This is a genomic window from Bacillus aerolatus, from assembly GCF_009183655.1.
Taxonomy (GTDB): Bacteria; Bacillota; Bacilli; order Bacillales; family Domibacillaceae; genus Pseudobacillus; species Pseudobacillus aerolatus.
The window spans coordinates 508,496-520,547 of record NZ_WEIO01000002.1 but is presented as its reverse complement, the minus strand read 5'-3'; the positions used below and the strand labels follow the sequence as shown (position 1 = coordinate 520,547).

Below are 12,052 nucleotides of genomic sequence, written 5' to 3'. Positions count from 1 at the left end.
AAATCAAATTAAATATTCTGTATATTTGAAATCATATCAACATTTTTTACTACAGTAAAATCAATAATTTCGAATTAAACGTTCGAAAAAAATGAACTAACATATAAATTCACTGCCAAAGAATTAGGTTTTCTTTTGAAATACATACTTAAATAGGATTAGGAAGAAAACTATTGGCTTCTACTTTTTATGAAAACTGAGTTGCTTTACTCTGGTGAAGTATCCATTTATTCGCTAACGAAAAACAGTTTCTTTTTTTACTGTAATGTAATCAAAGAACTTATCCTTCTTTCCTCTTTTCATACAAAAAGATAACCGCTCAGTTTGGCATTGAATAAAATTAATTAAGGAGAGGAAAAATGGAAATCCGTCATCTAAAAACTTTTAAAACGATTGTAGAAGTAGGAAGCTTTAACCGCACTGCTCAACAGCTTAATTTTGCACAATCTACAATTACAGCCCATATTAAAGCAATTGAGGAAGAGCTGGGCTTTCCTTTATTTGATCGAATCGGAAAAAAGGTTTTTCTAACTGACATAGGAAAAGCTTTTTTACCTTATGCTACAGATATGTTAAATCTATTTAATCAATCCAAGGAATACGCAGTAGAAGCCTCTACTATTTCTGGTAGTTTAGTGATTGGCGCCACAGAGTCTTTAACAGTGTACCGATTACCTTCGATTATTTCTGAATATACAAGAAAATATCCAAATGTAGATATCTCATTAAAAACGGCAGATGGAAAACTCCTGCGTGATTATTTACGGACTGGAGAAATAGATATAGCCTTATTATTAGAAATTGAAAAAAAAGAAACTAGTGAGTTAAACATCATGAAATTAACAAATGAACAGATGGTTTTAATTGAACCTCTCCCGGACCAATTGGAGGCTATAAATAAAAATACGGTTTTATTTACGGGACAAGGATGCAATTATAGAATACTCTTTGAAAAGTATCTATTTGAAAAAGATATTCCAATTAAAGCTATATACGAGTTGGGGAGTATAGAGGCTATAAAACAATGTGTAATTAATGGTCTAGGAATATCATTACTTCCATTAATAACAGTAAAAACCGAAATTGAGCAAGGTAAATTAAAAGCAACTCCATGGGAAACAAAGAACAGCAGTATCGCCACATCCTTAGCCCATCATAAAAATAAATGGATTTCACCTGCCATTAGAGCTGCTATTGATATAATAAAATGCCACACTTGTTCGTTAAACACCGAAGATTAACAAATTGATTTTTGTATTTTATAAACAGAATGTTTTCAGTTTTCAAATATAATGCCAAACTCATTATAGAGGTAGCATAAATAACCACATTCGGCCAGGAAAAGTACATTATTGTTTACAAAAACATTTTCTTGGCCATATCGAAAGAAGTCAACTTTATTGTGGCGCTTGCTTTTTGTATGGTCCCTATAATGGTTCTTATTATGTCAGTATACGGACTTATCTTAACGGCGTTAATAACGGGAATTGAAGGTTCAATTTTCACAGCGTACCTTAAAACAGTTGCTCTAAACTTTATCGTGGCGCTTCCATTGCAGTTACTAATTGTTGGACCAATCTCACGTAGGCTATTAGCTAAATACATTAAACCATCGACGCAAAAGACAGAATTAAACGTGTAAAAACAAGCAAGCTACTTTTTGGTAGCTTGCTTGTTTTAGGTAGAACTTTCAAAATAGGTTTCAATGTCTTGCCCTTTTATTAAAACATGATTCAAATGTCAGTGATCAGTCCCTTTTTTAGAGCTAAGCGGTTTAAACCTCTTCAGTTTATGCCAATTATTTAGTCAAAATAATCGGCTCTTCTTTCGTAATGACAATTGTGTGTTCAATTTGCGCAACGAGGCTGCCGTCCGGTGTTTTAAATGTCCAGCCGTCGCCGCCTTCGACAATCATGTCAGCCTTAGCAGAAACAAACGGTTCAAAAGCAATGACCATTCCTTCTTTTAATAAGGCATTATCCCATGGATCAAAATAGTTTAAAATGTGATCTGGCGCTTCGTGAAGTGTGCGTCCGATGCCGTGGCCAGTTAAATTTTTGATTACCGTTAATCCGTTACGCTGCGCTTCATTCATGACCGCTTTCCCAATTTGATTTTGTTTCGCCCCAGCTTTTGCTTTCAGCAGACCGCGTTCAAATGCTTTTTCTGCCGTTTCACATAACTTAGATAGCAGAGGGTCGCCTTCTCCCACAACGAATGAAATTCCTGTATCAGCAAAATAGCCGTCATAAGAGCCGGACACATCGATATTTACGAGATCGCCTTCTTTAATAACCCGGCTGCCTGGAATACCGTGAGCAACTTCGTCATTAACACTTATGCACGTAAATCCCGGAAAGTCATACTCGCTTTTCGGTCCGGAAACGGCTCCTTTTTCTTCAAACAGTCTCCCGCCAAGTTCATCCAATTCTTTTGTCGTTACACCCGGCTTCGCTGCGAGGCGCATTTCGTCGCGGATTTCCGCTACAATTTTGCCGATTTTTTTTAGTGCCTGTAGTTCTTCTTCTGTTTTTATTATCATCGAACTCTTCCTTTATCTAAAAATTCTCTTCCGTACAACTATACAAAAAATGCCTGCACTTGAAAAGATGTTATGCTTTTTCATTTAAAAACTTCCAAGCGGCGGACGCTAAAATTTTACCTGCGTGCAGCATGGCCTGTTCATCGATATCAAACATAGGATGATGATGCGGATACACGACATTCTTTTCGGAATTGCCGGCGCCGGTTAAAAAGAAAGTGCCCGGAACTTGCTGTAAATAATAAGAGAAGTCTTCTCCAACCATTAACGGCTCCGTTACAAAACAGCTGCTGACGCCGAGGACTTCTTCTGCGCAAGCCTGCACAAAATTTGTTTCATCGGCATGGTTAACTACAGGTGGGTACCCTTTTATATACTGATAAACATACGTTGCGCCTGTTCCTTCACAAAGCGTGCGCAGCAATGCTTCCATCTTTCGCTCGATCATTTGCTGTACGTCCGTTCGCAGCGTTCTTACCGTCCCTCTAATCGATAATTCTCCCGGAATAATATTAAAAGCATCACCGCCATGAATCGCCCCAACGGAAATAACAGCTGAATCCAGCGGGCTGACGCCGCGGCTAATGATTTGCTGGATCATTTGTACCCAATTTGTGCCGATAACAATCGGATCAATTGTTTCATGCGGCAAGCCTCCATGGCCGCCTCTTCCAATTATTTTCACGTCAAAATGGTCAGCTGCTGCCATAATGGCCTGCGGCTGAAAAGCAGCTTGTCCGACTGGGATCGTTGACCACAAATGTGTGCCAAAAATAGCATCTACTCCGTCAAGACAGCCATCTTTAATCATTGCCTGGGCTCCGCCTGGCACGAGCTCTTCCGCAAATTGGTGGATCAATACAACATTCCCATTCAGTGCATCCTTTTTTTCCTGCAATGCTTTTGCGACCGAAAGCAAGGTGGCTGTGTGAGCATCATGACCGCAAGCGTGCATTTTTCCAGGAACCTTTGAGCGATACGGAACTTCTTTTAAATCTTGAATAGGCAAGGCATCAAAGTCAGCCCGCAGAGCAATAGTTTTTCCCGGCTTGCCTCCGCGGATCACCCCCACTACTCCGCGTCCCCCTACTCCTTCTCTCACTTCAACTCCAATCTCTTTAAGAAAGCGAGCAATCAGCTTGGGCGTTTCTTCTTCTTCAAATGATAGTTCAGGATGTTCATGTAAATGCCTTCTCATTTTAACCGTATTTTCAAAATCCTTTTCTAACAATTCATAGACCTCTTCAAGCATGACATTCTCCCCCTGTTTCTTTCAGCTTTATTTCTGTTTATTCCTCTTTATATGTTACCTTCGTTTTCTTGTTTAGACAAATATGCTAGGGCTGATTTAAAAAGTTCCCTACTTTATTTTTTAGGGAAGCTTCAATGCATTTATCTTCAAATTCTGTATATATGTCTGGTCTAGAATTCTTAAGTTTGATATTCGAAGATTCCTTTAAATTTTCTGCTATGTATCCTTCTTTTTCGATTACACAAGGCGATACTCTACTTCTTTAGTTTGTTGTGCATTGGTTGTTATCGCTTCGACCTCTATCTTCTTCTGTTCAGTTTTCTCGTTAGATTGATTTGTACATCCTGTAAGAATTAAAAGAAACATTCATATCGAAAAAATTGTTCTCTTTTTAAGAATTTTACATTCCTCTGCATCTACCACTTTCGACATACTAAAGGGAAATCCTTTACAATTTCAAAAGACATTCATACCTTTCATTTCTGTTCACTTTAAATTGTCTTGCCCATCATTACTCATAAACGGTAAATAGAATCAACTGTATCGAACGTATAGCAAAATAGATAGAAAAAACGTTGATATATAAGGCCTTGTCACACTTTTGATTAATGTGCTAAAACCATTGATTTATCAACGTTTATTAAGGGTATGAAATTAAAAGAAAAATTATTTTCTCAGTTCAATGTTTATTCTTTCTAACTCATCCTGAATACGATGTAAATTATTCGGCTTTTCATTTGCAGCAGAACGTGTAAGTGGCTTGAAATAAATTAAATTCACCCGTGAATACAAGTTATCATCATTAACAGATAATATTACATCGAAATTCGCTTTCTTCCATGAAGTGACAAACCTGTTAGACGGATAGTCTTCATCATAATAGAAATAATCATTACCAAATTCCTTGACACCTTCCTTATGAAGGGCATTATGCATACTAGCTAACTCTGATCTTGTATGGTAACTGTTATCATCTTCTAAGAAATTATATGCTACATATTCAAGTCTATTGTTTTCAAAATAGTACTCTAAGTAAGCATTATATCCATATTTATTGACAAGGTAAGATAATATAGCAACACTAGAATCTCCTAAATCTTCTACTAAAGGTCTTGTCTCTCTACTCTTTACTTGTTGATACGTCATTCCGAACTTAATATCTTGCATTAACACAGGTGTTGTTTTTGCAGGCGGGTTCGATGGAGCAGGTGGCTTCACTCTATAATTATCATTCAAAACTCTACTCAAAAATACTGAAAATTGTCCACGTGTAACTGCATCTCTTGGCTTGAATGTTCCGTTTGAATATCCTGCTGTAATACCATTTTCAGCAAGAATACTAATATACGGCTGTGCCCAATATGATGTTGAAACATCTTTGAAGGTAACATTTTTCTTACCTGTTAAAGAATAAGAATTTACAAGCATCCGTGCCATTTCTTCACGTGTTAATGCCTTATCAGGTGAATAATTAACACCTTTAGGATAAATACCTTCATCTACAAGTGCTGCTATATATTTATAAGCACTGTGTTTAGTTGAAACGTCTTTAAATCCTGGATTGGGACGGTTAGCAAGGCTTAAATTCAATGCCCGAACAAGCATAATTGCCGTTTGTCCGCGTGTAACTGATACGTCCGGTTTAAAAGAACCATTCGTAAAACCATTAATAACGCCCTTACCACTTAGATAATTAATTTCCTTTTCAGCCCAATGATTCCTAGTGTCTGTAAACTTCCCACTTGCTTCCGTTTCATTGGCAAATAAGAAGACACTAAAAAATAAAACTAAAGATAGTAAAACATTAATACCTTTTTTCATTTCCCTTTCACATCTCCCTTATTGTCGTTATACCCACTGCTTTCGACATGGATGGAGATTAAACCTTCCAAAACAGGAGAATATTTCTAGGTAATTTTTCTTCCCTATTTTTTATAATTTTTCATAGATAGGTAAATTGGCATGTTAGCGAAACCTTTTCACACTTAGGGGTATGGAGTATATCAAACAGCCCTATAATTTGGTCTAAAAACTGTCAATAAAGTATGTTCCTAAGATAGATTATGTACACAATTTACATAATGCAAGTTATAGACAATTGATTTGGATACCCTCTAATGTATTGTTCTCATGCAATTTATAAGAGACTTTTAAAAGAATTCTGCATTATTTAGTTTACAATAATACATATGATATTTATTGTCCTGTGAGAATAATTTTTCGTTTCAATTTCATAAATAAATTCCATTAAAACATCTTCTAACAACAAAAAAGACACCTCCTACTAAGCATTGTTTTTACACAATACCTGTAAGAGATATCTTTTTTGAACGTCTCATTGAAGTGGCTGGTTTCTGATTATGGATATCACAATAAATATAAAATCCATGTTAAAAATCAGATTATCAAACCACTGCAACCCCTTGATAGATCAACGTTCAGCATGTTTTATTCACCTAAATCTACATTATGGTGCACTTGCTGAACATCTTCTAAATCTTCTAATGCGTCAATCATTTTTTCGAATTGTGCTTGTGGGTCTTCAGGAAGTGTTACGTCATTTTGTGCAAGCATGGTTAGTTCTGCAACTGTAAATTCCGTTATGCCGACATTCTTGAATGCTTCTTGCACTGCATGGAACTGGTCAGGTTCGGCATAAACGATAACCGCCTCATCTTCTTCTAAAATGTCACGTACGTCTACATCTGCTTCCATTAATATTTCAAGTACTTCATCTGCTGTTTTACCTTCAAGACCGATGACAGCTGTTGCATCAAACATATAGGCTACCGATCCGCTTACTCCCATGTTACCACCGTTTTTACCAAATGCAGCACGCACATCTGATGCCGTACGGTTCACGTTATTTGTCAATGCATCTACGATTACCATTGATCCGTTTGGTCCGAAGCCTTCATAACGAAGTTCGTCATAGCTTTCTTCTGAACCACCTTTCGCTTTTTCAATTGCACGGTCAATAATCGCTTTCGGTACACTGTACGTTTTTGCACGCTCGAGTACGATTTTTAAAGCTCGATTTGATTCTGGATCTGGTTCACCGGATTTAGCTGCTACATAAATTTCGCGCCCAAACTTTGCGTATATACGACTCGTGTTTGCATCTTTTGACGCTTTTTTTTCTTTAATATTGTTCCATTTACGGCCCATAATGAACACTCTCTTTCCACTTTGAATCTATACAAAATTATTAATATGAAATAAAACGCTTCTTCAATACTTTTTCAAAATGACAATAAAGTTGTTTTACTTTTATATCATTAAAATTTCAAGATAAACTATTATATCATGTCTTTTTTTTGATGACAAAACAAATGATAAGTACCGTCTTAGGTTATGAAAAGGCAAAAAGCTGCCCTGAAAGTCAACGAATAACTGACTTTTAGGACAGCTCCTTTCTTAGTCGCGATAGCGGCAATATGGACGAATTTTTACACCGATAATGCTTCCCGCAAAGGCAGCTGCAAACCAAAGCCAGCCGTGTATGCTGAATGATGCAATACCGCTGAAGAAAGCGCCTATGTTACAGCCAAATGACAAGCGGGCACCATATCCCATCAACACCCCGCCGATAAGCGAACCGATGATCATTTTCATTGGCAATTTTAATTTCATTTCTTTTTTGAGCCGGCCTGCCAATACTGCTGCCAGCAGCGCTCCTGTCATTAAGCTGATGTTCATGACAGAAGTGGTGTTAAAGTAAAGCGGCTCTTGCAGCGAGGCAAGCTTGCCGGGATCTTGCCAGTAGCTCCAATTTTCCGGATGGCCGCCTGCCGCCTGGACAACTTTTGCTCCCCATAAAGCAAAAGCAGAAGTAATACCCCACGGCTTCCCTTGAACGAGTAAAATCACCGCGTTTAAGACAGCAAGCGCCAATCCGCCAATAACGATCGGCCATGGTCCGTAAAAAATAGATGTCCAACCTTTCACTTTTACTTCTTTTTTATAGAGATTGCCGTTCTTTTTCTTTTCAATCAGCACGGTGGCTGCATACACAGCAGCAAGAAGTACGATTTGCAGAAGAAAACCGGTTAACGGCCCGTATGATTGAAGTAATGAGATCGGTTCAAAATGCGGCGTATTTTCCCAATAAGAAAAATGAGTTGTGGCGATGACTGAACCGGCAATAAAGCCAATTAAAGCAACTAGTCCGTTCGAGTCTCCGCCGCCGATATGGTATAGCGTTCCTGAACCGCATCCATCCCCCATTTGCATGCCAATTCCGAAAATAAAGGCACCGACAAGAACTGAGATCCCTACAGGGTGAATGTTGCCTTTCATATCGGTTCCCAATACAGAATCCGCAAGCAAAAGAGGCAAAAATAAAGCACTGGCAGCGAGAAGCATCCACACTTGCGCCCGAATTCCTTCGCCGTGCCGATACAAAATGAAGTTTCTCCAGGCGGTTGTAAAACCGAATCTTGCGTGGTACAGCATGAAACCGCCTAAAGCACCGAGTACATATAAGAGCGCTTGTTTTCCGGATACAGTATGAGAAAGAAAAAAGCTTCCTCCTACCAATACAATAAAAATAAGTAAATAAAGGGCTTGATCAAAACGTTTCCATTTTCTTTCATTTATAGGCTTTTCTGATGATTTTTTTAGAATTGCTTCCATTTCTTACACTCCTTTCATGTTATAATATACAACAAAACATATTAGATTGCTAGGTTTATATTACAAAACAGGAACACTGCTCTTTAAAAGAACTTTTTATTTTATTCCGAGGCCGCATGCCTATTTCGGCCGTTCTTGTGCAAAGTTGTTAAGATTGAGAGTGCGGTGCGGCAACGCTCCATTGTAGTTATTTAAAGAAAGGGCTGTCCAAAAAGTTGGTGAATAACTAACTTTTTGGACAGCCCCGCATTGTATGAACTTATTTTTTTGAAGCTGTCTCAGCGTTTGTTATTTTTGGAACGAGCACGAAAAATAAATACACGATTAAGGACAGCATAATGAAACCAATGAAAATAAAAAGCCACTTCGGCTGCTGTAATGCCACCCCTGTTTCATTTTCTTCAGTCTGTTTTATGACAGTCAGCTCTTTTGGCTTGCCGTTAAATAAATTCATTTTCACGGCTCGTGAACGGATTGTATTTGATTCTTGAGAACCCAAAAATAAATGGCTGTGTATGGAATCATCCAACGAAGCGGCCGGCGGATCAAATGTTATGCTTTTTTGTTCTTCCGGTGTTTTGTTTTTCTTTTCAAATAAGGAGCCTTCATGAAAGTCATCTGTTTCCACTTCTATTTCACCTTTTTTATATTCATTCGGCTGAACAGCAGGACCAGCCGCCGAAAGCACCGGGTCTGCATTGACGAAAAACAGAACCAAAATAAAAGGCAAAGCAGCGCGGAATTTAGTTTTCATGAACAACCTCTCCTGACTCGCGGCGGCCGGTTAAATAAGGTGTGCTCATAAAGGCAAGAACGACGAGCGCAAGTACGGCGGCCACCGGATAAAAATGAGATCCGTCACTGTATTGAATAGAAATGTAACCTTCACTCACCGGGTGGTACAAGTGAAAGTTTGGCAATGACAATTCAATCAGCGGCGTAATGAAAAACAGAAAAGCAATGATGCCTGTTATCATGCCAGGAAATGGTCCGATCCAATACGCAAATCTAATGATCGCGGAAACAGTAAATAATAATAGTATTGTAAAGACTGTCCACATAATTGCTTGTTCGTTTGTTAACGGATACAGTGACAATCCATACAGGCTGATTACGGTACCGACAGCCAAATTTAACACAATGGTCAGCGGTAGATGAACCGAAATTGGCAAGTGCTGATAATGATGCAGGAAGTACCCAAGCAGCATCCCGCTGATCACAATGACAACCAGCATAATAACAGGCGGAACTTCCTCCGTTAATTCAGGTGGCGTTTTTCCACTGATATTGACTGGATTAGCCAGGTAATCGTACACATATCGGTTATTTGGCCCATCTGCAAACGTATTGCCCAAAATATCGTACACGTCGTTTCTTACTAATCCGGTTGCCTGCACATTTTTATCCCAGTTCGTATTAAGTTCATTTGCTTTCGCTTGAACGGCATCCACTTTTTTCTGGAGATCATCCGTATAGTCGGCCACTTGTCCATGCCTTTCAGACAACGAGCCGACAAGTGCGGAAATTTGCTGCAATTGTGAAAGTGTATTTGCTTGAATAGATAAGACAATGCTTCCATCACTGCTGTCTACCGGCGGCAGCACTTCTGCTTCCGGAGGTGCCGTTTGTTTTTCCTGCAGGGCAGCTGTTACTTTCGCCGCTTCATCGTCAATCGCTTGAATTTTTTCAGCAATGAGCTTTTGTTCAGCAGCAACGTTCGCTTCATATGTTTCCAAATCCTTTTGCACCGTTTCAGCAAAAGCTGTAAATTCAGATTCCAGTTCATTCATTTGATCAGAAGAAGCGGATAATTCCGTGTTGATTTTCTCTAATTCACCAGATTCATTTCTAATAACAATGAGCGCTTCTTCTACATTTTCAAGCTCTCCTTCATTAGCCAGCAATCGTTCGATGACTGGTTCATAATGGACAGCTGACTGCTCGAGCGTTTCTCTATAAGCTTTTAAATAGCCGTAATAGTTAAAAAGATTTGTAATATCGTAGCTGTTAATTGTTTTCCCAAACGCCGCTGACAGCGTCTTTTTCCTTTCTTCTGACAGCAGTTCGGAAGCGAGTACACTTTCCTCTTCTTTTCTAATCAGACTGACAGCTTTCTCTTCGACTGTTCCGCCAGCGGAACCATCACCAGGATCATCAGCCGTTTCTTTATTCTGTTCTTCAGTAAAGGCGGCAGCCGCTTTACTCCATTCTTCAAAAACAGCCGCTTGATCTTTCTGACGCTGCCCTGCCTTGTTCATCTCCTCTTCCAGCTCTGCTAATGCTTTCGTTGCTTCTTCCCACGCTGAAGCATTCTCTTCCGTTTTCATTGCTGTTAATTTTTCTTTTAACAAAGCGGCTTGCGCAGACAGCACGTCCATGTCCACTTCAGGACTTTCAGGCTCTTCAGGGAGAGGGATTTCTTCAGGGACGTCTTCACCAGTTGAATCATCACCAGAAGGTGGGCTGCCGGCTGAGCCATTTTCTAGCTCTCTTCGCATGCCAGTCAGCGCCTCTTCCATAGCAGTAAGTGATTCCGCTACGGAAAGCTGTTTATAGTGTTTCATTAATGCTATTTGCGACTGTTGAATTTGTTTATATTGCTCTGCCACAGTCGACTCGTCAAGCAAAGTAATAATTTCTGAAATCGCTGTACGCCCGTCATCCATCTTTGAGCGGATCGCTGATACATGGTCAATAAAGCCTTTCGGGTTCATTGAAAATAGCGGAGGCGCTTCTTCTTCATCTTTTATCACAACCGATTGAATTCCCTGACTGATCACTTCTTCGTAGCTTGCTATCCCGTCCTGCAACAGCTGGCTGTTTGCCTCGCCCGCTTGCTTCAGAAGCTCATTTTGCTTTATTTGATATTCTTTGTACGTATTCACATCTGCTACGAATTGTGCAAGTTCATCAGCAGCCTTCTCTTCTTCCGCTGTTCTTTCTTTCGAAGCACCCTCTGCTGATTTCGCTGACTCACGCAGCTGCTGAAGCATTTTTTGCTGTTGCTCAATTTCTTCGGATAAATCCTTTGAGCTCGGTGTATAAAACTTGTACATTGATTTTTGAAAAGCGATTTCCTTTTCTAAAATGGCATCAAATTTTTCGCGGACGTCTGTCAGCTCCTGCGAAACCACTCCCCAGTAAAGAGTAGACACTTGCTTATTTATTTTATTTTTTACTCTCTCCATTTCCTTTTGAACCTTTTGGCGATTTTTTCCATCTAAATAAGACTGAATCGTATAATTCACATCTGCTTTAATCGGGGTCTCATCTTTAAAGGTCAATATGTTATTGGAGAAATCGGTTGGTATGTACAAAATGGCATCATACTGCTTTTTCTCCAACCCTTTTTCAGCTGCGCTGCGGTTGACAACCGTCCATTTATAATCAGATGATTCACTTAAACCGGCTGTTAACTCCCGGCCAAACTCTATTTTGTTCTTGTTGTACGCCGCTCCAATATCCTCGTTGACGATCGCAATTTGCCCCGAATGCCTGCTTATCTTTTTCATTGGGTTTTCGCCAATAAAAGTAAAAAATAAAACAGGGAGCAGAACAATGGCTGCCATCATCCCGGTGAGCTTCCATTTGTTGTTTTTCTTCTCCATTACGTTCCTTCCTTT

The 12,052-nt window shown here is 39.2% G+C and carries 9 protein-coding genes; 2 read left to right on the top strand and 7 right to left on the bottom strand.

Going from position 1 to position 12,052, the window contains the following annotated elements; all coding sequences use genetic code 11:
* Positions 1-359 precede the first annotated feature (359 nt).
* Together F9802_RS06070 and F9802_RS06065 are read left to right on the top strand one after the other, a co-directional pair.
* A complete protein-coding gene (locus F9802_RS06070) occupies positions 360-1,241 on the top strand; it encodes a LysR family transcriptional regulator (protein ID WP_152150248.1) in 882 nt (293 codons plus the stop codon).
* A gap of 179 nt (positions 1,242-1,420) precedes the next feature.
* A complete protein-coding gene (locus F9802_RS06065; protein WP_225435208.1) occupies positions 1,421-1,642 on the top strand; it encodes a DUF2798 domain-containing protein in 222 nt (73 codons plus the stop codon).
* 156 nt (positions 1,643-1,798) lie between these two features.
* On the opposite strand, the gene map is transcribed toward F9802_RS06065, so the two are convergent.
* The 7 genes from map to esaA form a co-directional block, all read right to left on the bottom strand.
* Positions 1,799-2,542, bottom strand: a complete 744-nt coding sequence (gene map, locus F9802_RS06060) for a type I methionyl aminopeptidase (RefSeq protein ID WP_152150247.1) — start codon at positions 2,540-2,542, stop codon at positions 1,799-1,801.
* 70 nt (positions 2,543-2,612) lie between these two features.
* Positions 2,613-3,794 (bottom strand): amidohydrolase, encoded by a 1,182-nt coding sequence (locus F9802_RS06055; protein ID WP_152150246.1) that lies wholly within the window; start codon positions 3,792-3,794, stop codon positions 2,613-2,615.
* 666 nt (positions 3,795-4,460) lie between these two features.
* On the bottom strand, positions 4,461-5,615 hold the full coding sequence (locus F9802_RS06050; protein WP_152150245.1) for an S-layer homology domain-containing protein: 1,155 nt from the start codon (positions 5,613-5,615) through the stop codon (positions 4,461-4,463).
* A 627-nt stretch (positions 5,616-6,242) separates the two neighbouring features.
* Positions 6,243-6,962 carry a YebC/PmpR family DNA-binding transcriptional regulator gene (locus F9802_RS06045; RefSeq protein WP_152150244.1) on the bottom strand — a complete coding sequence of 240 codons (720 nt, stop codon included), beginning with the start codon at positions 6,960-6,962 and terminating at the stop codon, positions 6,243-6,245.
* A gap of 249 nt (positions 6,963-7,211) precedes the next feature.
* Complete coding sequence (locus F9802_RS06040) at positions 7,212-8,429, bottom strand: YeeE/YedE family protein (protein WP_152150243.1); 1,218 nt, start codon at positions 8,427-8,429, stop codon at positions 7,212-7,214.
* Between the two features lie 259 nt (positions 8,430-8,688).
* Entirely contained in the window at positions 8,689-9,183 is a 495-nt protein-coding gene (gene essA / locus F9802_RS06035) for a type VII secretion protein EssA (RefSeq protein WP_152150242.1), read from the bottom strand.
* A complete protein-coding gene (gene esaA, locus F9802_RS06030) occupies positions 9,173-12,037 on the bottom strand; it encodes a type VII secretion protein EsaA (protein WP_152150241.1) in 2,865 nt (954 codons plus the stop codon). The genes essA and esaA overlap by 11 nt, the downstream gene beginning before the upstream one ends.
* Between the last annotated feature and the right edge of the window lie 15 nt (positions 12,038-12,052).